Genomic DNA, 26534 nt, shown 5'->3' with positions numbered 1-26534 from the left:
ATATAATTGATTTTATGTTTAAATAAGTCTAAAATTTAATTGAGGTGATAATATGAAGACGCTAATCGTAAATGGTAAATTATTAGTTGGCGGGAATATAGTAGACGGCAAAGATGTATTGATTGAGGGAAATAAAATAAGCGCTATTGGAAGTGGCCTTTATGCCGACAATACAATAGATGCTGAAGGCAACTACGTGTCGCCAGGTTTCGTAGACATACATATACACGGTTCTTCTGGATTCGATACAATGGACGGAACTTTTGAAGCAATAAATGCAATATCGAAGTCTGTAGCAATGCATGGCACCACGTCATTTCTGCCTACAACCATGACAGAGGATAAAAGCAAAATCAAAAATGCTATTAAAAATGTGTTTGACAACAAAAGCCGCGTTGAAGGTGCTGAAATCTTAGGCATTCACATGGAAGGTCCTTTTATAAATCCGAAGCAAAAGGGCGCGCAAGATGACAAATTCATTTTAAAACCTACAGTAGAAAACTTCAATGAAATATGTGGCCAATATGTAGACATTGTAAAACTTGTCACAATAGCACCTGAAGTTGATGGAGCATTGGAGCTTATAAAATATTTAAGAGAGAAAAACATCACCGCATCTGTAGGACATACCGATTCTACTTATGATGATGTAGCTTTGGGATTCAAAGCAGGTATAACACATGCCACTCATGTCTTTAACGCCATGAAAGGATTTCACCACCGCGAAGTAGGAACAGTAGGAGCAGTCTTCGATCTCGACATAAGCGCAGAAGTAATCGCTGATGGAATACACTCTGTCTTTCCAGCCATAAGAACGCTTATAAGGTTAAAAGGTAAAGAAAAAATAAATCTCGTAACAGATGCAATGATGGCTGCAAACTTAAGTGACGGTCTTTACCAATTGGGTGGTCAAGACGTATACGTAAAAGACGGTGCTGCAAGGCTAAAAAGCGGAGTTTTAGCAGGAAGCACTCTTACATTAGACAAAGCTGTAAAAAATATCTTTTTCAATACAGATTTAACACTTCCTGAATCTGTCGCACTGGCGTCTTACAACAGCGCAAAAGTAATAGGTATTGATTACAAAAAAGGCCTTATAAAGGAAGGATATGATGCAGATATCATAATCTTTGATGAAAATATAGAAATAAAAAAGACGATTGTCGGTGGGAAAATCGTATATGAAAAAAAATAGCCAATAAGGCTATTTTTTTTCTTCACCATATCCTGTTGATTCTCTGACGATAAGCTGATGCGGCAAAACCACATGCATATCATCAATAGGCTCTTTAGCAAGTAATTTTGTCATAAGTCTCATACTTACAGCACCTATGTCATACGCAGGCCTCTGAATAGTAGTTATAGTAGGCCTGAACATATATGAAAGATAAGTGTTATCAAAGCCGATAACGTGAATATCTTCGGGTACGCTAAATCCAGAGTCAAATATGGCATTTATTGCAGCAGCAGCCATCTCATCTGATGCTGCAAAGACAGCGTCAACATTGTTTTCCAAAAGCTTTAGCATTGCAAGGTACGCTTGCCTTGCTTTGAAGCTGCCTTCTACCACAAGCGACGGCTTAAATCTTATTTTCGCCTCAGATAAAGCTTCTTTGTATCCATTTGTCCTCTGTACGCCTCCGATAGGATCATCAGCAGGTCCCGATATCATTCCTATCTTTTTGTGTCCTAAGGAGATCAAATACTTCACAGCATCATAAGAAGCCTTTTTGTTGTCTATATTGACATTGGGAAACTCTGATTCAGCATCCTCTGTGCCTGCTAAGACAATCGGTATGCCTATGTCTTTTAGCTGCTGCTTTACTGAATCTCTAATGATATCTCCCATGTATATGATGCCATCAACTTGCTTTTCGCTAAGTATCTCTATATAATTCATCTCTTTTTCTTCTTTTTGGTCTGTATTGCACAGAAATATATTGTAAGAATACATACTGGCAATGTCTTCTATGCCTCTTACAACTTCAGGATAAAAAGGACTTGATATATCAGGCACAATAAGCCCTATCGTGTGAGTCTTTTGTATTTTCAAGCTTCTGGCTAAAGCATTTGGCTTATAACCTGTCTTTTTTATGGCGTCTAACACCCTTTGCTTTGTCTCATCAGTGACAACAGCGCTGTTATTTAAAACTCTTGACACCGTAGCTATAGAAACTTTCGCTTCCCTAGCCACATCTTTAATAGTAGCATTCACTCTTTACCACCTCTAAGTTATCGTTTTCTCATACCTTATGGATATTTTACTTTTTTAATGAAAATTTGTCAATAGATTTTCGAAAAAATTTTACATCGTTTTTCATAAATCAACAAAAAAAGACGAAGATCATTTGTCTTCATCCTCATCAACATCTTTTTTTCTATCTTTTAAAACCAGCAAAGGTATAAAAGACATAGCCATGTACATTATTCCTACAACTAAGACTACAAGAATGCTTAGCTTCACAACCAGCTGTTCCACAAAACCACCTCCAGCATTTATAGAGCTCACTACATTATATGCAAAAGGTGGCTTTATGGTCTTTAAACAGCCATAATTTGTTGTCTTGCAAAAATCCTATTTATCGCAAATGCGATGCCATCTTCATTGTTTGACTTCGTGACAAAATCTGCTTTTATCTTTACAAGCTCTGGTGCATTTGCCATCGCAACTCCAAAGCCTGCATACTCTATCATTGATAAATCGTTGAGATTATCTCCTACAGCAGCAACAAGCTCCCTCTTAATGTTGTACATATTTGCCAAAGTCTTCAATGCATTGCCTTTGCTGACACCTTTGGCATTAAGCTCCAAATGTCCGCCGCCAGATGTGGAAACAGATACTATCTTTGAAAGCTTATCATAAACTTCCGGCTCTACAGGAGCAGGATTTTTGATATCACCTATGGCGTATATTTTAGCAGTGCCTTTCCCCGTATTTTTGATGTATTCAGCAAGATCACCAACAGCATTCACTTCAACTGTATTAAACGATAAATACCATTCAACCCTTTCATTCATTTCTTCTACAACTAACTTATCATCGATATATAGATTTACTTGATAACCACTGTTTTTTAGTATATCGATGACTGCTATGGCATCATCAGGTTGAATTGGATTATAGTAGTACACTTTTTTTGTGTAAATATCTTTTATCAGAGCTCCATTAAAGCAAATGACAGGTGCATTTACTCTAAGCTCTAAAGCGTATGGTAATATTGATGAAAACATCCTACCTGTGGCAATTGTATAAATGACTCCCTTTTCTCTCAGCTCATTTATGGCGTTAATATTTGCTTCAGATATTTTATTGTTGCTATCTAAAAGGCTTCCATCAGCATCTGTTACAAATAACTTACACATATATTTCAACCCCTATGTTTATTTTTCTATAACTATATTATAACAGTTTGTAAATTTACATACTATATCATAATTTAGCATAAAACGTTAACACTGAAAATTTTACATTTTCATTTTTTATTTAACAAACTTTTTACAACGTATATTTTGCATCAATACTCTCAAAATATATTTGTGACATATTAAATGGAAGGGTGGGCTTATGCTTATTATATTTTTTCGCACATTAATCCTTTATTTCCTGGTAGTCATCGTCATGAGAATAATGGGAAAGCAGCAGATAGGACAACTTCAGCCGTACGAATTGGTTGTAGCAATAATGATAGCTGATTTGGTAGCCGTACCTATGCAAAACAAAGGCATACCACTTTTAACAGGCATTATACCTATACTTACTTTGCTTATATCACAACTTTTTTTGTCGTATGTGTCGATGAAAAGCCTGCACGGCCGCGAAATCATCTGTGGAAAGCCTACGATTCTAATTGACAAAGGAAAAATCTTGACAAAAGAGCTTCAAAAAGAAAGGTACAATATAAATGACCTTTTAGAAGAGCTTAGAGTCATGGGTTATCCAAATATCGCAGATGTAGAGTATGCAATATTGGAGACAAATGGCTGCCTAAGCGTAATACCAAAAGTAGATAAAAGGCCTGTAACGCCTAATGACTTAAATCTGACACCTCAATACGAAGGGCTTCCTCTTCCGCTAATAATAGACGGAAAGATAATAGAGAAAAACATGAAAATGGCAAATGTTGATATGAATTGGCTTAATGAGCAATTGAAGATGTGGAATATAAGCAGCATAGATAATGTAATACTGGCATCACTTGATCCAAATAACGTATTGACAGTTTACAAGAAGGAGTGATACATCAAGTGAAATACGTAATTCCGTTGATTACAACCATCACAGTCTTAATAATACTTGTAGACATAGCTTCCTACAATTACCTATATAGTTCATCCAACAATATGGAAAAAAAACTTGAAACTATAGAACAAAACATAAAAAGTGAGAAGTGGATGAACGCCAAAGCAAATGCTGATGATTTAGAAAAGACTTGGGGAAAAATAAGCAGCAAATGGGCAATTTTGATTGAACACAGGGAAATAGACGACATTGACATGAGCTTATCAAAGCTTAAAAGTTTTATTGACACTAAAGACAAAGATTTAAGCCTATCAGAGCTTAAAACATTGAAAGAGCTTTACGGTCACATACCATCAAATGAGAAGCTGACACTTGAAAACATACTATAAAAACCCGGTTTCCCGGGTTTTATAGTATACAAATTAATTTTGTGCTGGAGCTGTCAACTCTTTAGCGTTTTTGGCATCATCAGGCAACACAACATTGACATTTCCATTGACATTTGAGTAAACCATTGAGCCGCTTACCATCTCCCATTTTATTGGCATCTCGACTCCTCCGACTTTCGCTCCTTGCTTATAAGCGATTTTTAAAATCATGTCAAGCTTGCACACCTGATTTGTATTTGCATCCATATAATAGAAATATCTCCCATACACTCCATCGACTAAATCGCTGTACTTCATACCATTCAAGATGCTTCCAAGTCCAAGAGCATTTACTAAATCGTCCATTTTTGACATATCCGTAATCTTTGTGTATGCATATACCACGTTTACTGCTTTGCCGTTTAAATAGCTTGTTCCTGCATACCTATAAAGTACATCTTTGCTGAAGAGATTATTCTGTTGCTGCAATTTTTCCAAGTTTGTGATGTTGGACATGCCGGGGACTGTCATATAGCTCCACTGACCATCAGATGATTTTACATAAATTTTATCGCCCATCATGTACTCTTCTACGTTCATTGCCCCTTCATTTGGAATAGTCATGTTTATTACTTCATGGATTCCTTGGTCTAAATTAAAATCAGCGTATACCTGTGCAGAAACCGTATCAAATGGAGATGCAACACCATTATTAAAGCCCATAGCAATTTTCATGTTGCCATTTAAACTGCCACTTTTCATTGTAGTATTCTTGCTGCTATCTATCATATCTTTAACTTTATCGTAATTGTCGAATATCTTTGACAATATCTGCTGCCCTTCATCTTCTGTTACTTTATCATTTAGAGAAACATCTTGTGGAATCAAACCATCTTCTAAAGCATAGACGTATTCAGATCCTTCTATCTGATGTGCATCTATCATCGATAGTCCATAAAATCTGCTTAATATGGTAGCCATTTGTTCGTAAGTGATTGGATCTGAAAGCATCAAATTCCCTTTGCCATCGCCTTCCAATATATGGTTACTTTTCACGTACTGAGAGATGTCCTGTCCAGATAAATCAATTCCATATCCTTTTAAAAGATCATTTACAAACTCTTGTCTCGTCATGTACGACGTAGATGGCTGAGCCGCTAAACCAAACACTGGAATAGCTGCAATCAGCATAACTGCCAAAAAGATAGAAACAAACTTTTTCACAACAACCCCTCCTTGACTTGTTTGTTAATTTTCAATCAGTTATATTTTACCACTTTACCATATTTTAATCAATAAAAATTTTCTAAATTTTTGAATCACAGATCGCCTTTTAGCCCTATCTCATCCGCTACACTTCTCATGCCTATTATGGTTTCTTCTATCACTTTATCTAAATCCATATTAAGCATTTTGGCACCTTCTTCTATGACATCCCTGTTGACACCTGCCGCAAAACTTTTTTGCTTCCACTTTTTCTTAACAGATTTCACTTCTAAATCAAGTATGCTTTTGCTGGGCCGCATAAGCGCTGTAGCTGTAATAAGTCCTGTCAGCTCATCGATTGTGTACAAAACCTTTTCCATTTTATGTACCGGTTCTACATCTGAGCACAGCTTCCACCCATGGCTTTCTATTGCATGGATGTATTCTTCAGGCCATCCACGTTCTTTTAATATTTCTCTTACTTTCTTGCAGTGCTCATTTGGATACATTTCGTAATCAAGGTCATGCAAAAGTCCTATGATGCCCCACTTTTCCTCATCTTCGCCAAAAAGCTTAGCAAAGTGCCTCATAACCGCTTCAACAGCCAACGCATGTGTAATAAGGCTTTCACTTTTGTTGTACTCCTTTAATAACCTATAAGCTTCATCCCTATTAATTAAAGCATTCTCCATAATGCAATACCCTCTTTCGTGTAATATTATTTTTAAATAGAATTATACCACATAGAGGAATGTTATCAAAACAGAATGGCTTCTCATACACCTATGTACCTGCTTATTATATCCACATATTTGGTAAAATCGTCTATTGCCATTTTGACGCTGTTGTACACAATTTTATCATCAATTTTTTCATACTGGTGCACTAGTCTATTTCTCAAACCAGAAGCTGGAGCAATCTTAACTGCAAAATCTACATCCAGAATTCCAATTTCGCTCAAATCAATAAATGAATTAAAATAATCAGAAGCAGGAGGTCTTTTTAAATACGCAAGAATCATATTATTTATATCTAAAGCTAAATCTACTATTAATTGCAATAACCTTTCAATAGCATATTTCAGTTTAATATCATGCACATATTCATCATATGTACACGAAGACAACTGCTTTAATTCATTTATATGTTCTAACATTCTAACTAATTTTTCTTGTATCACTTGAAATGTATCACCCATTTTATTCACCTCTCAGCAATTTGTCTATTTCTTTTCGCAGATACTGTCTCCTTTGCTCCCGTAAAAACTGAGTGTCAGCATACCTGAAAGATGCATAACACTTAAATTCTACAAACTCCTCTGATGAGCCGTAAAGGGGTTTCCCATATTTTGCAATTTGATACAAAAGCAATGGATCAGCCTTTTTAATATTTACAAGATCCACTTTTTCAGTTCTAAAATACAAAGATAAATTTAAAAGCAAATTCATCTCTTCATCATATGATAATACTTTATAACTTTCAAAGGCCAGGTCTATATCGCTGTTTTCATGATTTAAGCCCTTAGCATAAGAGCCAAACAAAATTAAAAGCTTTAAATTAAATTTTTTCGCTATTGCCCCAATCTCATCATTATTGTCAAAAAGTAATTTTTTATCTATTTTACTCAAACTAACACTTCCTAACGACAGAATCATTCGTAATATTCTAAATTTTAAATCCGTATTTTACAATTAAATCTTACCATTTTCCTTGGGCACAATCAATAAATTCTCTATTATATTAGATGAAATTTTGCCATGTAAGTCTTAAGTCAATCAAATTTTCTTGACTTTATTGAATCAAAGTGCTATTTTTATTATGATGGTATCCATAGTGGAACCATACATGATGTTAAAATTTCAAAAGTTTATGCCTCGCCAGGATCATATGACCGGGACGGGAGATAAAATGGTGTATTGCGCCTTCCGTACGGAAGGTTTTTTTGTTATCTCCCACATTTGAAGGGAGTGTTGTTTAAGTGAAAGTAGGTTTCATAGGTGCAGGAAAAATAGGCACAGGTTTAGGTATTTTATTGTCACATTCTACAATAAAAATCTCTGGGTATCTAAGCCGAAGTGTAAATTCATCATTGAATGCAGCATCACTTACAGATTCTACCGCTTTTTCAAAATACGAAGACATCATAATTGCGTCAGATGTGATCATAATAAGCACAAAAGACGATTGTATAAAATCCATCGTTGAAGAAATCCTAAAGCACAAATCAACTATAAACAATAAAATCTTTGTGCACTTAAGTGGCTCAATCTCTATTGATGTATTAAAACCTCTTAAAGAATATGGACACACGATGATCATGCATCCTGTTCAAACATGCCCATCAATAGAAGCTGCAGTCTCTCTGCTTCCCGAAAGCTACTTTACAATTGAAGGCGATGATATTGCCATAAACGCAGGAATAAATATCGTAAAGGCAATAGGAGCAAAGCCAATAGTGATAGATGGCATTAACAAGCCCCTTTATCACGCAGCATGCGTCATGGCATCAAATTATCTTGTTACACTTGTAAAAACTGCCAATGAACTTTTAAAAGCTTCTGGATTTTCAATAGAGAAATATCCAGATCTCATTTTGCCGCTTATAAATGGAACTTTAAAGAACATAAATGAAAAAGGATGTGACGCATCGCTGTCAGGTCCAATCGCCAGATGTGACATAGAAACAGTCAAAAAGCACGTAGAAAACATAAAAGACGGCGATATTTTAAAGCTATATAAAGCCATGGGAAATGCCACAATAAAATTTTTTAAAGACTCAAGTGATGAAAAAACAGCGGAATTGGAGGAGATATTTAATGAATGATAAAATAACAGTATCTACATTAAAAAGGCTCAAAAAAGATGGCATAAAGATAACTGCATTGACAGCTTATGACTATCCCACAGCAAGAATATTGGACGAATGCGGTGTTCACTTTATACTTGTAGGCGACTCCCTCGGCATGGCAGTATTAGGATATGAAAGCACCATACCAGTCACAATGGATGACATGGTACACCACACAAAAGCTGTCACAAAAGCAGCAAAAAACGCTTTTGTTGTGGCTGACATGCCTTTCATGTCTTACAACATATCTAAAGAAGATGCGCTTAAAAATGCCGCTCGCCTCTTAGCTGAAGGAGGCGCACAAGCCGTAAAACTGGAAGGTGGCATCGAAATAGCTGAAACAGTAAAGGCAATCGTAAACGCTGGCATTCCAGTAGTAGGCCATATAGGCCTCACACCTCAATCTGTAAATCAATTAGGCGGATATAAAGTGCAAGGCAAGGATGATAAAGCAGCATCAAAGTTAAAAAGTGATGCAAAATCATTAGAAGACGCCGGCATCTGCGCTCTTGTCTTAGAATGCGTACCGATGGATTTGGCAAAAGAAATCACTGAATCTCTGTCAATACCTACAATAGGCATCGGAGCAGGGCAATATTGTGATGGTCAGATACTTGTACTTCACGATATGCTGGGGCTTACACAGGGGCACAAACCAAAATTTGTAAAACAGTATGCAAACATCAGTCAAATAATAAAAGATGCTGTAGGAAGCTATATAGCCGATGTCCAAAGCCAATCCTTCCCAACCGAAGAATATTCATTTGCTAATAGAAAGAGTGATGGAAAATGATGGTCGTTGACAAAATAAAAGATATAAGAGAAATAATAAAGTCGCAAAAGAGTCAAAATAAAAAGATAGGACTTGTTCCAACAATGGGTTACCTTCATGAAGGGCACCTTTCCCTCATAAAGAAAGCTAAAGAAAATTCGGACTTCGTATGTGCCAGCATATTTGTAAACCCCATTCAATTTGGCCCAAACGAAGATTATGACAAATATCCAAGAGATATTGAAAGAGATCTGAAATTATTAGAAGAAAATGGTTGTGACCTTGTCTTTACACCATCAGTAGAAGAAATGTATCCAAATGAAAGGCTTACGACAATAACCGTAAGGAAAATCACAGACAAGCTTTGCGGTGCATATAGACCAGGACATTTCGACGGCGTATGCACTGTAGTGGCAAAACTTTTTAATATATTTACGCCAGATATAGCTGTATTCGGCCAAAAGGATGCTCAGCAAGTAGCTGTAATAAAGAAGATGGTGGAAGACTTAAATATTCCAGTCGAAATCATCGCATCGCCTATAGTAAGGGATAAAGATGGATTAGCTTTAAGTTCACGTAATACTTACTTGACACATGATGAAAGACGTGCAGCACTAATTTTAAACAAGTCACTAAAAGAAGCAGAAAAACTCCTCGCAGCTGGTGAACGAAGTGCAGAAAAAATATTAGATGCTGTGAGAAAGACTTTAGAAAATGAGCCGCAATGCAAAGTACAATATGTCTCATGTGTCCATCCCGATACACTGGATGACCTAAACACTATAGGCGATAAAGCATTGATTGCAATTGCGTGTTATATAGGAAATACAAGATTGATTGACAATCTATTATGGAGTGTTGATAAATAATGCAGAGATTTATGATGAAATCAAAAATTCACAGAGCAACTGTCACAGATGCAAATTTAAACTACATGGGCTCTATAACTATTGACAAGAGATTAATGGATCTTGCCGACATTCTGCCTGGGGAAAAAGTGCAAATCGTAAATAACAACAACGGAGCAAGATTCGAAACGTATGTCATAGAAGGAGAAGAAGATTCAGGCATTGTATGCTTAAACGGTGCTGCTGCAAGACTTTGCCTCCCCGGTGATATTATAATCATAATTTCATATGCGCTGATGGATGATGAAGAAGCTAAAACTTACAAACCAAAGGTCGTATTTGTTGATGAAAAAAATAGACCTCTAAAAGGCTAAAAATTTAAAAAGAGTAGTGTAATTTCAATACATTGCTCTCTTATTTTATTTAATCCCGTTTGATAGATCCTCAATCTTTTCTAATACCCTTTCTTTTTCGCTGCCTTCTAATATGACAGGTGTAAAATCATTCCGCTCTTTAACAGACGATATGGATATAGGTATTAAATTCACGTTTGATGAACCGATTAGTCTTTTTGAATCATCAAATGTGAAAGTCTGTTGAAATATAAATGCGTCTTTGTCTGAAGGATTTCTATTGCCACCAAAGATGAAATTGCCTAAAGAATAGACTATGTACTTGCCATTGTACTTTTCTATGCCTTCAATTACATGAGGATGTGTGCCCAGAACAAGATCCGCTCCTTCATCAACTGCATAATGTCCTAATGCCACCTGTGTCTTATTTGGATAGTATTTCCCCTCATCACCCCAGTGAAAACATACGATGACTAAATTGGTTTGCTTTCTTATATCCTGAATATCTTCTTTTATTTGCTTTTTCAAGTCTTCAGGAAAACTCCAACCTGTATAACCTAAAACTCCGACTTTTATTCCTTTTACATCTTTTATATACTTGTACCCATATCCAAAATAGCCTATGCCTGCTTTTTTAAGGTTATAAACTGTATCATCAAATCCTTGCCTTCCATAGTCAAAAGAGTGATTATTAGCCAAATTTACAGCATCAATGCCTCCATCTTTTAGTATATTTACATAAAGCGGATCGCCTCTAAACTTGTACTCTTTGTAGGCCTCTTTTGAGGCATTCGTCAACGTGCCCTCTAAATTGACTATTGTAAGGTCATCATTTGCAAAAACGCTTCTTACATATTGGGTAAAATATCCGTAATCGCCACTGTGATTTTGAAACTCTGCATCAAATGTGTACTCTTTACCAAAACTTTCATCAGATCCCAGCGTCGTATCGCCTGCAGCGCTTATGGTAATTTTTATAGGAGAATTATTTACATTTTTATCATCTACCGATTCTACCTGCTTTAAACTATCATTGCCAACTTTCGAGGTTTCTTGTATGATGCCGTTTTTGCCCATTGTCATCTCATACGATATAAAAAATGCAGCTATCATCACAAGTACAGAAATTATAAATTTTTTCACAATGTCCACCCCTTTTATCCCATGTATAATTATATAATATTTTACAAATAAGTAATAATTAATAAATTATAAAATTTATAAAAAAATATGGCGCACACTTATGTACGCCATACATCATGTAAGGATTATCTTGTTGTAAGACTTCTTCCCTCGTCTTAAAATCATGTACCCTTCCTTAAACATGTCTTCTGTCACTACGGCATTTACGTCTTTTACATTTTCATCATTTACGTAAAGCCCACCTTGAGTAATAAGCCTCCTTCCTTCGCTCTTTGAAGGAATTATGCCAGTCTTTACAAGCACATCCAGTAAATTTGAGCCTAACATGTCGCTTGTAATCGTCGATGTAGGCACATTGCTTAAATCCCCTCTGCCTTCAAACAAGGCTTCCGCCGCCTTTTTCGCTTTTTCGGCCTCATCAACACCGTGTACAAGTTTTGTAACTTCATACGCCAAAACTTTTTTGGCTTCATTTATTTCCTTGTCCTTTAAAGAACCAAGTCTTCTCACTTCATCCATAGGCAAAAATGTCAATAGTGAGAGACATTTTTCAACATCTGAATCATCTATATTTCGCCAATACTGATAAAAATCATACGGCGGCGTCTTATCAGCATCAAGCCAAATAGCTCCCTTTTCAGTCTTACCCATCTTCTTCCCTTCACTTGTTGTAAGCAGAGTAAATGTCATGCCGTAAGCCTGTTTTCCTTCTTTTCTTCTTATGAGATCGACACCTGCCAATATGTTTGACCACTGATCGTCTCCACCCATCTGAAGCACACAGCCGTACTCTTTATTTAACATAAGAAAATCGTACGCCTGCATAAGCATGTAATTAAACTCTAAAAAAGAAAGTCCTCTTTCAAGTCTTGTCTTGAAACATTCCGCTGTAAGCATCTTATTTACAGAAAAATGTACTCCTATGTCTCTTAAAAACTCCACATAGTTAAGGTTTAAAAGCCAGTCAGCATTATTGGCAAGTATCGCTTTCCCATCTGAAAAATCTATAAAGCGGCTCATTTGCCTTTTAAAAGCTTCGGCATTGTGGTCTATTTCATCCTTTGTAAGCATCTTTCTCATATCTGTCTTGCCAGTCGGATCGCCTATCATGGCAGTGCCACCGCCAATTAAAGCAATAGGTCTGTGGCCTGCTCTTTGCATGTGAGCCATAACCATAAGTTGCAAAAAATGTCCTACATGTAGGCTATCTGCTGTTGGGTCGAACCCTATGTAAAAAGTAACTTTCTCTTTTTCAAGCAATTCTTTGATTTCATCTTCATGCGTCATCTGTTGTATAAAATTTCTCTCTTTCAATACATCAAAAACCGACATCAAATTGACCTCCTATGTCCTTAATATTTATCAAAGCTTATAATTATCTTTCAATATATCCCTTATTTATGGCATCTTCCAATATATCGTTAATAAACTGCCATAATTCTGGCGCTATCTCGCTGACTATTTTATTCCTTTCAAGAACTTGATAGCTTTTTACCCCATGCTGTTTCCACGAATGTCCATTTGTATAGTAATTATGTATTATAGGCTGCAACCTATCAAGAGCAGATGCGAACTTTGCATCTTCAGTTTTGCGTTCTTCAAATTCTTCCCACAAGGCCTTTATCTCGTCTGCCTGATCTTCAGGCAAAATATTAAATATCCTCTCTGCCGCTTTTTTCTCTCTTTCTGCTTTGTCTTCGTAACCTTTCTCATCGTATACAAATGTGTCACCAGCATCAATCTCTACAATATCATGTACAAGCACCATTTTAATCACATGGCTTATATCTATCTTTTCAGAAGCGTATTCAGAAAGGAGTAACGCCATCATTGCAAGATGCCAAGAATGCTCAGCGTCGTTCTCATGGCGCGTGCCATCCATAAGAAGCGTCTGCCTAAATACTTGCTTTAGCTTGTCTATCTCTTTCAAAAATTCTATCTGCTTTTTAAGCCTTTCATTTTCCATCAGAAATACCCCTCTTTCGCATATATCTTTATTATATACCAAAGAGCTTACTAAAAAAAGCATGCCGCAGCATGCTTTTTCATCAAACCTTATCTTTTTTTCTCACGTAATTTATGAGTCCACCTTCTATTAGAATTTCCCGATTTCTGTCGCTGACATCCAGATCTACTTCAAATTCATAACCTTTCGTCACATTCTTAACGACGATCTTGCCTTTTGACTTGACTTGATTTACAGCACCTTCAATCTTAAGCACATCGCCTTCATCGATCTTGTCATAATCATCTTCACTTACAAATGTTAAAGGCAGAATTCCGCTATTTATGAGGTTTGCCTTGTGTATTCTTGCAAACGACTTTGCTATTACTGCTTTCACTCCAAGTTGAAGCGGCGCCAAAGCGGCGTGCTCCCTGCTGGAACCTTGGCCATAATTATTTCCGCCAACTATTATGCCTCCACCATTTTCTAAAGCTCTTTTAGAAAAATCAGGATCTATCGTCTCAAAGCAGTGCTTTGAAAGCTCTGGAATATTAGATCTAAGCGGCAAAAGCTTAGCATTAGACGGCATAATATGGTCTGTCGTGATGTCATCGCCCACCTTTATCAAAACGGTTTTTTCAATATCCGCAAGGGGCGTATTGATAGGGAAAGGCTTTATGTTCGGGCCTCTTACAACATCAAATTCATCTGCATTCACAGGCGGCTTTATTATCATATTGTCATTCACAAAAAATTCACTCGGCATCTGTATCTTGATTTCTTCTCCTAACTCCCTCGGATCTATGAGATAGCCAGCCAATGCCGATGCAGCAGCTACTTCAGGACTTACCAAATACACTTTCGCTGACTTTGTGCCACACCTTCCATAGAAATTCCTATTAAAGGTCCTAAGTGATATGGCATTTGTAGCAGGAGCCTGACCCATGCCTATACATGGACCACAGGCTGTCTCTAAAATTCTGGCGCCAGCCGAAATCATGTCTGATAATGCGCCATTTTTTGCAAGCATGTTTAAAACTTGCCTTGAACCAGGAGATATGACTAAGCTTACTCCTTCTGCGATAAGACCACCTTTTAATATGGCCGCTACTTTCATCATGTCCATGTAGGACGAGTTTGTGCAAGATCCAATTGCCACTTGATCGACTTTAAGCTTTCCTGCATCTTTCACTTTTATTACATTGTCTGGACTGTGAGGCAATGCCACCATCGGCTCTAATTCATCAAGATTGATTTCTATGACGCCATCATACTCGGCATCGTCGTCTGGCAGCAGTGCTTCAAAGTCGTCTTCTCTCTTTTGGGCTTTTAAAAATTCATAAGTGCGGAAATCAGACGGAAATATAGATGTAGTCGCTCCTAATTCGGCTCCCATATTTGTAATGGTAGCTCTTTCAGGAACGGACAGTGTTGCAACTCCATCTCCTGTGTACTCAAATACCTTTCCAACCCCGCCTTTTACAGTAAGCCTTCTTAAAAGCTCAAGTATGATGTCTTTCGATGACACCCATGGTTTTAATTTTCCAGTAAGTCTAACATTGATCACTTCTGGCATAACCAACCTGTAGGGCTCACCAGCCATAGCCAATGCCACATCAAGTCCTCCAGCACCAATGGCCAGCATACCTATGCCACCGCCTGTAGGCGTATGGCTGTCAGACCCTAAAAGCGTCTTACCCGGTTTGCCAAATCTCTCAAGATGGACTTGATGGCAAATACCATTGCCTGGCCTTGAGAAGTATATTCCATGCTTCGCAGCAACAGTCTGGATGTATTTGTGGTCATCTGCATTTTCAAAACCTTCCTGCAGCATGTTATGATCGACATAAGCGACAGAAAGCTCCGTCTTCACTTTGTCCACTCCTAAAGCCTCCAACTCCAGATAAGCCATAGTTCCTGTAGAATCCTGCGTCAGTGTCTGATCTATCTTAATAGCGATCTCCTGTCCTTTTACAAGTTCTCCTTCCACCAAATGCTTCCTCAAAATTTTTTGCGTTAAATTCACTTGTCATCCCCCTCTAATTAAATTGCCTTAATCTTAGATATGTGCTCCTCATAAAGATATATCAATTCTTTGTCAAAAAGCGGCCTTTTAAGCTGAATAGACAAACTTCTCACATAAGGCAAAAGTTCTTTTGCTTCCTCCTCAGGCAATACCCTTCCGTACTCTTTGAATTTGTTTATTAGCGCTGCTGTACCTGAATGCTTGCCTATCACAATCTGTCTTTCAAGACCTACTTCATCTGGGTCGAATATTTCATACGTGTGAGGATCTTTAAGAGCTCCATCAACGTGAATTCCCGACTCGTGTGCAAACACATTTGTGCCAACAATCGCCTTCCACGACGGCAGTTGCCTTCCAGATGCTGTAGACACATACTCTGAAATCTCTCTAAACCTTTTTGTGTCTATATTGATGTCGTACTTATATACATGCTTTAGTGCCATCACTACTTCCTCTAATGCTGCATTTCCTGCCCTTTCACCGAGGCCATTTACAGTGACGCCTATAAAGTTAGCACCAGCTTTAAAACCGGCAAGAGCGTTTGCCGTCGCCATTCCAAAATCGTTATGCGTATGCATCTCAATATCTATATCTATGGCTTCTTTAATCTTTTTTATGATGTCGTATGTCTTAAAAGGATCCAATATGCCAACAGTATCGCAGAATCTCAACCTGTCTGCACCTGCTTGTTTTGCACACCTTGCAAACTCTATGAGAAAGTCCATATCTGTCCTGGACGCATCCTCTGCATTTACAGAAACGTAGACACCGTCTTTTTTGGCGAATTCAACTGCGCTTGTCATGTGATCCAAAACCCACTGCCTTGAAGTTCTAAGCTTGTGTTCTATGTGTATATCTGAAGTCGAGATCGAAATCGCAACAGCATCAACACCGCATTCTAACGATTCTTTCACATCATTTACAACAGCTCTGTTCCATGCCATTATACTGGCATTAAGTCCAAGTTTTGCAATTTTTGCAATAGTCTCTTTCTCATCTCCGCCCATCGTTGGAATTCCGACTTCAAGTTGATGCACGCCAATTTCATCTAACATTTTCGCAATCCTGATTTTTTCACTATTAGCAAAAACAACACCGGCTGTTTGTTCTCCATCTCTCAGTGTTGTATCGACGAGGTACAATTTACCATCCTCTTTTTTGAATTTCATCGAACTTCCCCCTTCTTAAATCAAAGAAACTTATGTATATATTTTATTCATATAAAGAAATAAAGTCAATAGTTTTTGCAATTTTTTATATTTAAAATTGCAAAAGCCAGATTATACGTACTAATCTGGCTTTTGCACATCATTCATCAATCTCTGTATGTGTATGGCTAAATAACCTATTTCATCTTCAGGCACATTCATACCTAATGAATTTCCGATGAGTTTGGCAATGGTTGCAGCTATCTTATAAGCTTTCTTAAATTTTCGCTTTATCGGCAGAAGAAGTTCATTTGAAATCGGCATACCTCTTTCTATTCTGTCTACTGCAAATTTTAAGTGTGTAATAAGCCTTAAGTAATCAATAGAATCAGTCTCAATCTTTCTGCCTATCATTTCTTCAATACTTTTCACAAGCTCCGAAACAAGCCTCGTGTTTTTCATAGTGACTGACACACCAGAATTTTCAAATGCCGCATGAAGATGCAGCGCAATAAATCCCGCCTCATCCTCAGGAAGCCTTACGTTTAGCCTGTCGTTTATTAAATCTATAGCCCTAAGTGCTATTTTATAGTCATCTTTGTAAAGAGCACTTATTTCTTGATTAAAAGGGTTCTTTATGTCTATTCCACCTTTTATTCTTTCAATGGCAAATGCTATATGATCAGGCAGCGCAATGTGGATGTGTTCATTCAATTTTCGCCCTTTAACACTTTCAGCGTATGCTATGAGTTCCTCAGATATTCCAATAACTTCATCTCTTATATTATCAAGCAATTCTGAAAACTTCATAACATTGGCTTTCTCCTGCAGATAATAGACTTTTTCAATTCTTTCATTTATCACATCACCTGGCTTTTTAGAAAATCCTATACCTTTTCCTACAACTATACACTCTACATTCTTTTCATCACAAGCCATTACGACATTGTTATTTAATACCTTTAAAGCAGTGAACATTACCCTCCCCTCCTAAAATTTCTATATGTCATTTTAAGTTTATTTTCATTATTTCAGTTTTTCCTCCTTCAACTGTGACACCGCTTTCTCTTTTCTTCATCTTATCTACAAGTTCCATATTCGTAATAATTACAGGACTTATGATAGGATGATTTTCCTTTACCTTGTCAATATCAAACACTATAAGCTTATCACCTGCTTTGACTTCTTCTCCTTCTTTAACAAGGCTTTCAAATCCATCGCCTTTCATCTCTACCGTATCCATGCCAATGTGAATCAAAATTTCAAGTCCACCAGATGATCTTATGCCTATGGCGTGTTTCGTAGGAAAAAGTTGAATTACTTCCCCATCTACAGGCGAATACACTACGCCGTCTTTAGGCTCAATGGCGACACCATCTCCAACCATTTTTCCTGAAAATACTGGATCAGGAACATCTTCAATATTTATCACTTTTCCGTTAAATGGTGATACTATTGTTTCGCCTATAAATTTCTTCTTAAATATATTGAACATAAGAACCAATCCTTTCAATAATATTGTGCATAAAATAATAATATATAATTTATTGTTAATAGTAAAATATATTTTAAGCGGCCATAGAGGCCGCTAATGATCATTTTTTCTTCATACGTTTCTGCATCTCTTGTGCTATTAAATCTGCCTTTGTGCCAACGATAACTTGTAATGCTCCTTTGCCCATCCTTATAACGCCATTCGCTCCAGCTTTTTTAAGTTCATCGTCGTTTATGACAGTGTCATCTTTGACGCTTAAACGAAGCCTTGTGATGCATGACTCCAAAGATACGATGTTGCCAGCTCCTCCTAAAAGAGCTAAATAATTTTGAGCCATCTCACCTATGTCAGAACTTGACAATTGCTCGTTACTTTCATCCGTATCCTCATCAAGCCTTCCTGGTGTAGGCAAATTCAATTTGACGATGAGGAAGTAGAAAACAACGAAGTAAACAACAGCGTAAATTATTCCTATCAGCAATAAAAGCAGCGGTTTAGATGATATTCCAAAGCTTAGGATATAGTCTATAAGACCTGCAGAGAATCCAAAGCCCATCCTTATTCCAAGCAAATACGTTATTGCCAGCGACAAACCTGTTAAAATTGCGTGTACAACGTACAAAACAGGTGCTAAAAACATGAAAGCAAATTCAATTGGCTCTGTTATACCTGTGAGGAAAGCCGTAAGTGCCGCTGAAATCATGATACCAGATACTGCTTTTCTGTTCTTTGGCTTAGCAGCCATCACCATAGCAAGTGCCGCTGCAGGCAGTGCAAACATCATTATAGGATAGAAGCCTGTCATAAATCTACCGGCAGTTGGATCTCCTGCGTAAAATCTATTTAAATCACCAGTTACAACTGCGCCAGATGCAGATTTAAACGACCCAAATACAAACCAAACGAGGCTATTAATAACATGATGAAGTCCAACTGGAATAAGCAACCTATTCAATACTCCATAGATAAATACGCCAAATGCGCCTGCGCTTATTATCCACTTTCCTAACGCGTATATGACGTTTTGTATTGGCGGCCATACATAACCTGCAGCAAAAGCCAATACCAAAGCTGCCAATGACGTAATTATGGGGACAAATCTCTTGCCTCCAAAGAAACCTAAGAAATCGGGCAATTTTACGTCGTGGTACCTATTGTACAAATAACCAGCTATGATACCTATAAGGATACCGCCTAAAACGCCCATGTTTATGTCTTTATTTATAGTCGTTGCACCTTTCGTCAATACCAAATATCCGACAGTAGCTGCAAGACCAGCAACTCCATCGCCGCCAGCAAAGCCTATTGCTATGCCTATCGCAAAGATAAGCGGCAAGTTGTCAAATATAGCTCCGCCAGCATTTGTGATAAACGGAATGTTGAAAACATCCTTTGCTCCAAGCCTTAAAAGCAATGCAGCAGCAGGTAAAACTGCTATTGGAAGCATCAAGGCTTTGCCAAGCTTTTGTAAGTTACCTAATCCTTTCATTTACTATACCTCCTTAAATTTTTTTGGCATAAAAAAGAGCTGGCAAGGTATCAAAACCTAACCAGCTCATGCCTGCTTTACCAGTAACACGCTGAAATCATCATTTATTCGTTTACAATACAATTATACATCACATTGCATATCTTGTCAATACCTATTTTTTTATTGAATATGCCATCCTTCTATACGTATGCCTTACACCTCTTATGGCAACAGACAAAGCCATTATGTTTTCTGGCGTTGCTATGCCAGGTGTGAATCCAGCATCGCCTATATGCTGTATATCACTGCCAGCCATCTTGGATTGCAGCGCAATGTTCTCAATTACACTTTTTTGAGATCCTTCTTGAGATGTGCCAATAGCACTAAGTGCCAATGCACCTGCATCGTGTACGACATCAATCATCTTTTTTGCTGTAGTCAAATCAATGCCCGGAACAGTTCCAGGTGCAGGTATGAGTATGCAGTCAGCACCAGCTTTGACAAACTTTTCAAGCAATTGTGGATCGTATATGTTGCCTGACCCTGCACCGTGCATTTTGCCAGCAATTATCATCATGTCGTCGCCCAATAAGTTTCGAGCCATCTCAATGCCATTTACAATCGTTTCAGCGCTTACTCCCGTATTTGGATTTCCGGTTATCATAATGTAGTCAAAACCATAAAATTTAACCTTTTCAAGGTTTTCCTTGTTTAATTTCCTGCCTTCTACATATTGGACATCATCAGGAACAGGTTCTATGTTGACACCAATTATCCTACCCGTTATATCTTTTAATTTCTTGATGTAATTTGGATCATTTGAATTCTTTAATGCTCTTTCTGCAAGTACTCCTATCTCTCCAAATCCTTTAGAGATATTTACATCAAGATCGTCAATTCCGAATATAAACGGGTTTTTAAAATCAAAAAAGTTTAGCGTTATTAGATCTGCGCCAAATGCTGCCGCCAACTCTGGATTTGATACACCATAAATCGGCGTCGGAAAAGTCACTATCGTCTCTGCCATGACAGTCCTTCCTTCAGATAGCCGTATCGTTTCAAGCAATTCTCTGCCTGTCATGTTCATGATGTCGCTTGATGTTAGCTCAAAAATTCTCTTCATAAATTACCATCCTTTCTTCCTAAAAAATAATAGCCGGCAAGGTAATAAAACCTCACCGGCTAATGCCTCAACAAGAGTTACACGCCTTCTAATGCAATTATACCAAATATTTATGAAAATGTAAAACACTCATAACTTTTTGACTACTTTTGTTATGCTCTCCATATTGGCTTTTTGCTCCTCTGTAAACGCAACCTGATTATTTACATAGTCCAAGTTCTTTGTGTTATTTTCGTCTACTCTGTTTATAATATCCAAAAGTTGCTCAGAAGACGCCAAAAGCTCCTCTACTTGCGCTGATATGTTTTGTGATGCGCCCATGACGCTCTTTACAGCATTCAAAGTCTTGTCAGAGCTTGCAGCAGTTTCAGAAGTCACACTGGATATGTTCCCAATAACCATAGAGATCTCGTCAAATGCTTTCTTTACATCGTTAAATATGTCTAAGACTTTGTTGACTTCGGTTGCTGCTTTAGCTGAATTGTCTATGTCGCTTATTACACTGTCAATTGTCACACCTGTGTAGCTGGTTATGTTCTCTATTATTTCGCTTATTTTTACGACGCTATCTGTAGACTGTTTAGCCAATTTTCTTATCTCATCCGCCACAACTGCAAAGCCTTTTCCATATTCTCCAGCTCTTGCGGCTTCTATAGCAGCGTTTAAGGACAATAAATTCGTCTGATCGGCTATCTCTGATATGGCCGACAGTATCTCTTTTATTCCACCCATCTTCTTGTCCAACTCTTTTAGCTCATTGGAATTGGCTTTTGAATTTTTAAGGCTCTGATTCAACGTATTTATGAGATTTCTCACAACATCGCCTTGACTTTTTACATTTTCCTCTATTTCTCTTATCTTTGATATAGCGCTATTCATGTCATTTAGCAGCGTGTCAGAAGATCTTGCCAACTCTTCATTAACCTCAGATACATTTGATATAGACATAGCCACTTCATTGGCATTTTCTGCAATAGTGTTGATGCTTTCGGTAAGCTGCTCAATTCCGTCTCTTGACATTTTGATGTTTCCAGTGTTCTCCTCTGCCATCTTCTTAAGATGTATCGAAGAATCGAGAACCTTTTCAGAATGCTCCATCGATTTATTTACTTCGCTGTTTATAAGCCTCGAAAGCTTTCTCAATCTCCTTACGGTTATCAGCGAGTAAATAATTATCACAATTATTATCACTACGCTGATTGCGATGGACATCTTAAATGTCCTGTCATTTTGCGATATCATATCGTTAAACATTGGCAAAAAGCCCTGCGAATACTTATTGCTAAAGTCTGTCATGTTATTTTGTATTTGTGTCGCATAATAGCTTACCTTCAAGGTCTTATCGCTGTCTTGATCAAGTATGTACTTTTCATTTAAGCTGTCTATCGCGGAACTAATATTTTTTATGCTGTCATTGATGCCATCTACGTCTGACTTTAGCTGGTTGTATATATTAGTGCCTTTAAAATCGTCTAAAGCGTTTCCAAGACTGTTTACGTTTTGGGTTATATTGCTTAAATCTGTCCTTAAAGCGCTTTTGGTGCTTTGACCCATCGTGTAATTATTTACATCATTGAGAAGGACACTGCTGTACTGCGCCAACTGCACCTGTGAATTTGAAATGTAAAGCACTTGGTTAATGACAAACTTTTTTAAATTGTTGATGTTGTTTTTTGTGTTTATCATTCCAAGATTTACTGTAAAAGATAATACCAAAAGCAAAATACCGATTACTACAAATGCTCTTATGAGTTCGCCCCTTAATGTTTTTGTCATTTACACCCCTCCATAGATAAAACCTTTTGACTACTATATCGGCATTAATTGTAAAATATTAAATGATTGCAAAAAAAAATTCCTCATTGAGGAATTTTACATGTAAATCAATTGAGGCCTTTCCACATATTGATCAGATACTAATATATATTTTTTGATTTCATTCATCGCCCAATCCAGTTTGTTTTTATCATTAGCATATACTGTAGCGATAGGTTGGCCTTTCTTTATAAAGTCGCCTATTTTTCCGCCTAACATTATACCAACCGATAGATCTATGGTGTCTTCTTTTGTAGATCTTCCAGCACCTAATCTCATAGCTATAAGCCCTAAATCTAATGCGTACAAATCTTTTATATACAAATCTTCATCAGCAATCCACGGTTCAACGTATTTAGCCTGTGGCAGCAATGAAAGATCATCTACTATCCTTTCATCTCCACCTTGAGCTTTTATGAATTCCCTAAATTTTTGCAAAGCCTTTCCACTTGTCAAAGCTTCTTCCATCATCATCTTTGCTTCATCGGTGTCTTTTGCAACACCAGCAATTGTAAGCATATCAGCACCTAAAACCATGCACACATCGATAAGGTCCTTCGAACCATTTCCTTTTAAAACATCAATAGCTTCTACTACCTCCAATGAATTGCCAATAGCAAGTCCCAATGGCTCATCCATATTTGTAACGTGTGCCACTGTCTTTCTTCCAACGGAATTGCCTATCTCAACCATGAGATTTGCAAGCTTTTTGGCGCTTTCTATGTCCTTCATAAAGGCACCGCGGCCCACTTTTACATCCAGCACAATTCCATCAGCACCAGACGCAATCTTCTTGCTCATTATAGAGCTTGCTATAAGTGGTATCGAATCGACTGTGGCAGTTACATCTCTTAAAGCGTAAAGCTTCTTATCGGCCGGCGTCAGATTGCTGGATTGCCCTACGACAGCTATGCCGTATTTATTCACATTGTCTATAAATTCTTGTTCACTTAGTTCAACCCTCATGCCCGGTATCGATTCAAGCTTATCTATCGTACCACCAGTATGCCCCAGTCCCCTTCCAGACATTTTCGCAACAGGTGCACCGCACGCTGCTACGAGAGGTGCCAAAACTAAAGTAGTAGTATCTGCAACACCGCCAGTAGAATGTTTATCTACCTTAATCCCTTTTATTTCCGATAAATCAAGCACATCGCCAGAATGAGCCATAGCCATTGTCATGTGGGCTGTCTCTTCATTCGTCATGCCGTTAAAGTATATGGCCATTAAAAGAGCGCTCATCTGATAATCAGGTATATAGTCTTTTGTATATGAAGATATGATAAAATCTATCTCATCTTTTGTAAAAGTGCCTCCATCCCTCTTTTTCATTATAAGGTCGTACATTCTCATAAAAGATCCTCCTTATCAAAATGGCAATTCACTAAGAAATGAAGTTCCATGACCAGTACCATCAACATTAAATATTTCCGCTATTGTTGCAGCAATATCAGAAAATGTCTGTCTTATGCCTAAATCTTTACCATGTGTAAATCTGCGGTTGTACACCAAAAGCGGCACGTACTCTCTTGAATGATCTGTGCTGGCCGTTGTAGGATCATTTCCATGATCTGCTGTAATAATAAGCAAATCATCATCTTTAAGCTTTGAGACTATTTCAGGAAGATGGTCATCAAAATATTTTAGGGCATCTGCGTATCCGTAAGGATTGTTTCTATGCCCATAAAGCATATCAAAATCAACTAAATTTGTGAAAATAAGCCCTTCTTTGACTTTATCCAAAGCATTTAAAGTCGCTATTATACCATCTTTGTTATTTGTAGAATGGTCCTTCCCTGTTATACCGCATCCCGCAAAAATATCTTCAATCTTTCCTATCGCAAAAACCTCGTGCCCCGCGTCTTTTAACTTATCCAATATAGTAGGGCTAAATGGCTTTAAGGAAAAGTCCCTTCTGTTTTCCGTTCTAACAAAATTCCCAGCTTCCCCAACAAAAGGCCTTGCTATGACTCTGCCTACTGCATAGTCACCTGTCAGTATTTCTCTGGCTATCTCACACATCCTGTAAAGTTCATCTAAAGGTATAACGCCTTCATGGGCAGCAATTTGGAAAACGCTGTCCGCCGATGTATAAACTATCGGATAACCAGTTTTTACATGCTCTTCTCCCAATTCTTCTATTATCTCTGTCCCCGATGCAGGCTTATTTCCTATAACTTTTCTGCCTATTCTCTCTTCAAACTTGCTTATCACTTCATCAGGAAATCCATTTGGAAATGTAGGAAAAGCCTTATCTATCCAAAGGCCTGCTATTTCCCAATGCCCCGTCGTCGTGTCTTTTCCTGCTGAATGTTCTTGCATCTTCCCATAAGCACCTATCGCAGACTTATCAGCATCTACACTTTTAAGCGGCAGTATGTTACCAAGCCCTAATTTGCCTAAATTAGGAAGCCTAATACCTGTCACATCGCATATGTGTCCAAGAGTGTTTGAGCCTACATCACCATATTTATGCGCATCTGGCGCTTCACCAGCTCCAACGCTATCTAATACAATAAGTAAAACTCTGTTTACCATTTAATCACCTCTATCAATAATGCCCTCAACAAATAATATCAAATAAATATCACGAATATTATTTTTCATCTTTCAGAGAAAATGCATACGGCAGAAGATCTTTTGCTTTTTTTACTACAAAATCTCCCTTCATGTTTCCCAAGATAACCGTCATGTCTTCTCCACCTAACTCGTACATGACCTGTCTGCATGCGCCACAAGGTGAGACAGGTCCATCTGTATCAGCTACAACTGCAATCGCCTCTATCTCTCTATCTCCATTTGCGTAAGCACTAAAAAGTGCAGTTCTTTCGGCACAATTAGTGAGTCCATATGAAGAATTTTCGATATTGCATCCTTTGTAGATCTTCCCGTTTTTTGTTACAACGCAGGCTCCAACTTTAAATTTAGAATATGGTGCATAAGCACTTTCCCTCACCTCTTTTGCAGCCTCCAACAACTTTTCGTAATCCATCATCATACCTCCCATCAGTCCCGCTTCCTGATGACGTAAAAGTCAAACTTATCCGCATTAAAATAATTTGATGAGAAAAGAATCGGCCTATTGTTTTCATCGTAGTGTATTTGCTCTAAAAGCAAAACCGAACCATTTTTCCCTATATTAAGCTTTTTCTCCAATATCACATCATTTTTTACGACTTTAATACTTGATACAGCGTACGTTATCTTTATGCTGTGCTCTTTTTCCAAAAAAGTAAACATAGATTCCTCAAAACCGTTAAAATTATCTCCTACTATTTTATGCGGCAATCTGTCTACACAGTAGACAACAGGTATACCATCAGCAGTCCTTACCCTTTCAACTTTGTAAATTTCTTCGCCAGGATTTAGTTTTAATTTCTCTGCTTCGCTTTCTAAAGCAGGCAATTTGTAGAAAGTAAAGTCCTTCGTGCCAGGCTTCATCCCCTGCCTTTTAATAAGGGACGTGACGCTAAAAAGCTCCTCAAGCCCACTTCTAATTATCGGCTTTTTTCTGACAAATGTCCCAACGCCTTGCTGTTTCATTATAAGGCCTTCATCTTCCATTATTCTCATAGCTTCCCTGAGTGTAGCTCTGCTTATTCCAAATTCTTTCGATAGAGAAGCTTCAGAAGGAAGTTTCATGCCTTCCTTCCATACGCCAGTCTTAATAAGCTCCTCCATCTTGTTTAAGGCTAATTCATAAAGTGGCTTTTTGTCAGGCACTAACATATTG

At 37.6% G+C, this 26534-nt stretch carries 28 protein-coding genes; 7 read left to right on the top strand and 21 right to left on the bottom strand.

All coding sequences use genetic code 11. The features are described from left to right. The first annotated feature begins 52 nt into the window (after nt 1-52). Nucleotides 53-1195, top strand: coding sequence for an N-acetylglucosamine-6-phosphate deacetylase (gene nagA / locus GSH73_RS02690; RefSeq protein ID WP_014756973.1), 1143 nt, complete (start codon nt 53-55; stop codon nt 1193-1195). Nucleotides 1196-1204: 9 nt separating this feature from the next. Here the strand turns inward: nagA and GSH73_RS02685 are convergent, their stop codons facing one another. From GSH73_RS02685 to GSH73_RS02680, 3 genes are all read right to left on the bottom strand, one after another. Beyond that, a complete protein-coding gene (locus GSH73_RS02685) occupies nt 1205-2215 on the bottom strand; it encodes a LacI family DNA-binding transcriptional regulator (protein ID WP_014756974.1) in 1011 nt (336 codons plus the stop codon). 129 nt (nt 2216-2344) lie between these two features. Further along, nucleotides 2345-2479: a hypothetical protein gene (locus GSH73_RS13660; RefSeq protein WP_014756975.1), complete on the bottom strand. Its 135-nt coding sequence runs from the start codon at nt 2477-2479 to the stop codon at nt 2345-2347. Nucleotides 2480-2541: 62 nt separating this feature from the next. Beyond that, on the bottom strand, nt 2542-3363 hold the full coding sequence (locus GSH73_RS02680) for a Cof-type HAD-IIB family hydrolase (protein ID WP_014756976.1): 822 nt from the start codon (nt 3361-3363) through the stop codon (nt 2542-2544). A gap of 202 nt (nt 3364-3565) precedes the next feature. On the opposite strand from GSH73_RS02680, the gene GSH73_RS02675 reads away from it, so the two are divergent. Together GSH73_RS02675 and GSH73_RS02670 are read left to right on the top strand one after the other, a co-directional pair. Then, nucleotides 3566-4237: a YetF domain-containing protein gene (locus tag GSH73_RS02675; RefSeq protein WP_014756977.1), complete on the top strand. Its 672-nt coding sequence runs from the start codon at nt 3566-3568 to the stop codon at nt 4235-4237. Between the two features lie 8 nt (nt 4238-4245). After that, nucleotides 4246-4629: a DUF4363 family protein gene (locus tag GSH73_RS02670; RefSeq protein WP_014756978.1), complete on the top strand. Its 384-nt coding sequence runs from the start codon at nt 4246-4248 to the stop codon at nt 4627-4629. A gap of 33 nt (nt 4630-4662) precedes the next feature. Here the strand turns inward: GSH73_RS02670 and GSH73_RS02665 are convergent, their stop codons facing one another. The 4 genes from GSH73_RS02665 to mntA all read right to left on the bottom strand — a co-directional run bounded on the left by GSH73_RS02665 (nt 4663) and on the right by mntA (nt 7442). Then, nucleotides 4663-5832, bottom strand: coding sequence for a hypothetical protein (locus tag GSH73_RS02665; protein ID WP_014756979.1), 1170 nt, complete (start codon nt 5830-5832; stop codon nt 4663-4665). Nucleotides 5833-5927: 95 nt separating this feature from the next. Beyond that, nucleotides 5928-6506, bottom strand: a complete 579-nt coding sequence (locus tag GSH73_RS02660; protein ID WP_014756980.1) for an HDIG domain-containing metalloprotein — start codon at nt 6504-6506, stop codon at nt 5928-5930. An 83-nt stretch (nt 6507-6589) separates the two neighbouring features. After that, complete coding sequence (hepT, locus tag GSH73_RS02655; RefSeq protein ID WP_014756981.1) at nt 6590-7012, bottom strand: type VII toxin-antitoxin system HepT family RNase toxin; 423 nt, start codon at nt 7010-7012, stop codon at nt 6590-6592. A 1-nt stretch (nt 7013) separates the two neighbouring features. Continuing rightward, nucleotides 7014-7442, bottom strand: a complete 429-nt coding sequence (gene mntA / locus GSH73_RS02650; protein ID WP_014756982.1) for a type VII toxin-antitoxin system MntA family adenylyltransferase antitoxin — start codon at nt 7440-7442, stop codon at nt 7014-7016. A gap of 350 nt (nt 7443-7792) precedes the next feature. Between mntA and GSH73_RS02645 the strand changes: the two genes are divergently transcribed. Genes GSH73_RS02645 through panD form a run of 4 tightly spaced genes read left to right on the top strand, consistent with a single transcriptional unit; the run spans nt 7793 to nt 10656 of the window. After that, on the top strand, nt 7793-8638 hold the full coding sequence (locus GSH73_RS02645) for a Rossmann-like and DUF2520 domain-containing protein (protein WP_014756983.1): 846 nt from the start codon (nt 7793-7795) through the stop codon (nt 8636-8638). Beyond that, complete coding sequence (panB, locus tag GSH73_RS02640) at nt 8631-9455, top strand: 3-methyl-2-oxobutanoate hydroxymethyltransferase (RefSeq protein ID WP_014756984.1); 825 nt, start codon at nt 8631-8633, stop codon at nt 9453-9455. The genes GSH73_RS02645 and panB overlap by 8 nt, the downstream gene beginning before the upstream one ends. Then, the gene (gene panC / locus GSH73_RS02635; protein ID WP_038069877.1) at nt 9452-10303 is read left to right on the top strand and encodes a pantoate--beta-alanine ligase; all 852 of its coding nucleotides are present in this window, start codon (nt 9452-9454) and stop codon (nt 10301-10303) included. Before panB ends, panC begins: the two co-directional genes overlap by 4 nt. Continuing rightward, nucleotides 10303-10656, top strand: a complete 354-nt coding sequence (panD, locus tag GSH73_RS02630; RefSeq protein WP_014756986.1) for an aspartate 1-decarboxylase — start codon at nt 10303-10305, stop codon at nt 10654-10656. Before panC ends, panD begins: the two co-directional genes overlap by 1 nt. Before the next feature lie 45 nt (nt 10657-10701). On the opposite strand, the gene GSH73_RS02625 is transcribed toward panD, so the two are convergent. From GSH73_RS02625 to GSH73_RS02560, 14 genes are all read right to left on the bottom strand, one after another. Continuing rightward, nucleotides 10702-11778 (bottom strand): CapA family protein, encoded by a 1077-nt coding sequence (locus GSH73_RS02625; RefSeq protein ID WP_014756987.1) that lies wholly within the window; start codon nt 11776-11778, stop codon nt 10702-10704. 114 nt (nt 11779-11892) lie between these two features. Continuing rightward, on the bottom strand, nt 11893-13110 hold the full coding sequence (gene tyrS / locus GSH73_RS02620) for a tyrosine--tRNA ligase (RefSeq protein ID WP_014756988.1): 1218 nt from the start codon (nt 13108-13110) through the stop codon (nt 11893-11895). A 43-nt stretch (nt 13111-13153) separates the two neighbouring features. Beyond that, nucleotides 13154-13744 (bottom strand): HD domain-containing protein, encoded by a 591-nt coding sequence (locus GSH73_RS02615; protein ID WP_014756989.1) that lies wholly within the window; start codon nt 13742-13744, stop codon nt 13154-13156. A gap of 82 nt (nt 13745-13826) precedes the next feature. Further along, entirely contained in the window at nt 13827-15749 is a 1923-nt protein-coding gene (locus tag GSH73_RS02610; protein WP_014756990.1) for an aconitate hydratase, read from the bottom strand. Nucleotides 15750-15766: 17 nt separating this feature from the next. Further along, the gene (gene nifV / locus GSH73_RS02605) at nt 15767-16918 is read right to left on the bottom strand and encodes a homocitrate synthase (RefSeq protein WP_014756991.1); all 1152 of its coding nucleotides are present in this window, start codon (nt 16916-16918) and stop codon (nt 15767-15769) included. 120 nt (nt 16919-17038) lie between these two features. Next, nucleotides 17039-17875, bottom strand: a complete 837-nt coding sequence (gene glcT / locus GSH73_RS02600) for a glucose PTS transporter transcription antiterminator GlcT (protein WP_014756992.1) — start codon at nt 17873-17875, stop codon at nt 17039-17041. Nucleotides 17876-17903: 28 nt separating this feature from the next. Then, nucleotides 17904-18392 (bottom strand): PTS sugar transporter subunit IIA, encoded by a 489-nt coding sequence (locus GSH73_RS02595; protein WP_014756993.1) that lies wholly within the window; start codon nt 18390-18392, stop codon nt 17904-17906. 100 nt (nt 18393-18492) lie between these two features. Then, nucleotides 18493-19881 carry an N-acetylglucosamine-specific PTS transporter subunit IIBC gene (gene nagE / locus GSH73_RS02590; protein WP_014756994.1) on the bottom strand — a complete coding sequence of 463 codons (1389 nt, stop codon included), beginning with the start codon at nt 19879-19881 and terminating at the stop codon, nt 18493-18495. A gap of 154 nt (nt 19882-20035) precedes the next feature. Then, nucleotides 20036-20986 (bottom strand): DUF7916 family protein, encoded by a 951-nt coding sequence (locus GSH73_RS02585; RefSeq protein ID WP_014756995.1) that lies wholly within the window; start codon nt 20984-20986, stop codon nt 20036-20038. A gap of 129 nt (nt 20987-21115) precedes the next feature. Then, nucleotides 21116-22762 carry a methyl-accepting chemotaxis protein gene (locus tag GSH73_RS02580; protein WP_014756996.1) on the bottom strand — a complete coding sequence of 549 codons (1647 nt, stop codon included), beginning with the start codon at nt 22760-22762 and terminating at the stop codon, nt 21116-21118. 96 nt (nt 22763-22858) lie between these two features. Further along, nucleotides 22859-24154 (bottom strand): pyrimidine-nucleoside phosphorylase, encoded by a 1296-nt coding sequence (locus GSH73_RS02575; protein ID WP_014756997.1) that lies wholly within the window; start codon nt 24152-24154, stop codon nt 22859-22861. A 15-nt stretch (nt 24155-24169) separates the two neighbouring features. Beyond that, nucleotides 24170-25339, bottom strand: coding sequence for a phosphopentomutase (locus GSH73_RS02570; RefSeq protein ID WP_014756998.1), 1170 nt, complete (start codon nt 25337-25339; stop codon nt 24170-24172). A 58-nt stretch (nt 25340-25397) separates the two neighbouring features. Beyond that, a complete protein-coding gene (locus tag GSH73_RS02565) occupies nt 25398-25793 on the bottom strand; it encodes a cytidine deaminase (RefSeq protein ID WP_014756999.1) in 396 nt (131 codons plus the stop codon). 14 nt (nt 25794-25807) lie between these two features. Beyond that, entirely contained in the window at nt 25808-26530 is a 723-nt protein-coding gene (locus GSH73_RS02560; RefSeq protein WP_014757000.1) for a GntR family transcriptional regulator, read from the bottom strand. Between the last annotated feature and the right edge of the window lie 4 nt (nt 26531-26534).

Source organism: Thermoanaerobacterium aotearoense, assembly GCF_009905255.1.
Taxonomy (GTDB): Bacteria; Bacillota; Thermoanaerobacteria; order Thermoanaerobacterales; family Thermoanaerobacteraceae; genus Thermoanaerobacterium; species Thermoanaerobacterium aotearoense.
Note: the sequence above shows the minus strand (reverse complement) of the source record. Positions and strands in the feature narration are given on the sequence as shown.

Excerpts from the sequence above, each read along its gene's own strand:
- nagA (WP_014756973.1), top strand. The coding sequence starts at position 53 with ATGAAGACGCTAATCGTAAATGGTAAATTATTAGTTGGCGGGAATATA.
- GSH73_RS02680 (WP_014756976.1), bottom strand. The coding sequence starts at position 3,363 with ATGTGTAAGTTATTTGTAACAGATGCTGATGGAAGCCTTTTAGATAGC.
- GSH73_RS02675 (WP_014756977.1), top strand. The coding sequence starts at position 3,566 with ATGCTTATTATATTTTTTCGCACATTAATCCTTTATTTCCTGGTAGTC.
- GSH73_RS02660 (WP_014756980.1), bottom strand. The coding sequence starts at position 6,506 with ATGGAGAATGCTTTAATTAATAGGGATGAAGCTTATAGGTTATTAAAG.
- hepT (WP_014756981.1), bottom strand. The coding sequence starts at position 7,012 with ATGGGTGATACATTTCAAGTGATACAAGAAAAATTAGTTAGAATGTTA.
- panB (WP_014756984.1), top strand. The coding sequence starts at position 8,631 with ATGAATGATAAAATAACAGTATCTACATTAAAAAGGCTCAAAAAAGAT.
- panC (WP_038069877.1), top strand. The coding sequence starts at position 9,452 with ATGATGGTCGTTGACAAAATAAAAGATATAAGAGAAATAATAAAGTCG.
- panD (WP_014756986.1), top strand. The coding sequence starts at position 10,303 with ATGCAGAGATTTATGATGAAATCAAAAATTCACAGAGCAACTGTCACA.
- tyrS (WP_014756988.1), bottom strand. The coding sequence starts at position 13,110 with ATGTCGGTTTTTGATGTATTGAAAGAGAGAAATTTTATACAACAGATG.
- GSH73_RS02615 (WP_014756989.1), bottom strand. The coding sequence starts at position 13,744 with ATGGAAAATGAAAGGCTTAAAAAGCAGATAGAATTTTTGAAAGAGATA.
- nifV (WP_014756991.1), bottom strand. The coding sequence starts at position 16,918 with ATGAAATTCAAAAAAGAGGATGGTAAATTGTACCTCGTCGATACAACA.
- glcT (WP_014756992.1), bottom strand. The coding sequence starts at position 17,875 with ATGTTCACTGCTTTAAAGGTATTAAATAACAATGTCGTAATGGCTTGT.
- GSH73_RS02595 (WP_014756993.1), bottom strand. The coding sequence starts at position 18,392 with ATGTTCAATATATTTAAGAAGAAATTTATAGGCGAAACAATAGTATCA.
- nagE (WP_014756994.1), bottom strand. The coding sequence starts at position 19,881 with ATGAAAGGATTAGGTAACTTACAAAAGCTTGGCAAAGCCTTGATGCTT.
- GSH73_RS02585 (WP_014756995.1), bottom strand. The coding sequence starts at position 20,986 with ATGAAGAGAATTTTTGAGCTAACATCAAGCGACATCATGAACATGACA.
- GSH73_RS02580 (WP_014756996.1), bottom strand. The coding sequence starts at position 22,762 with ATGACAAAAACATTAAGGGGCGAACTCATAAGAGCATTTGTAGTAATC.
- GSH73_RS02575 (WP_014756997.1), bottom strand. The coding sequence starts at position 24,154 with ATGAGAATGTACGACCTTATAATGAAAAAGAGGGATGGAGGCACTTTT.
- GSH73_RS02570 (WP_014756998.1), bottom strand. The coding sequence starts at position 25,339 with ATGGTAAACAGAGTTTTACTTATTGTATTAGATAGCGTTGGAGCTGGT.
- GSH73_RS02565 (WP_014756999.1), bottom strand. The coding sequence starts at position 25,793 with ATGGATTACGAAAAGTTGTTGGAGGCTGCAAAAGAGGTGAGGGAAAGT.
- GSH73_RS02560 (WP_014757000.1), bottom strand. The coding sequence starts at position 26,530 with ATGTTAGTGCCTGACAAAAAGCCACTTTATGAATTAGCCTTAAACAAG.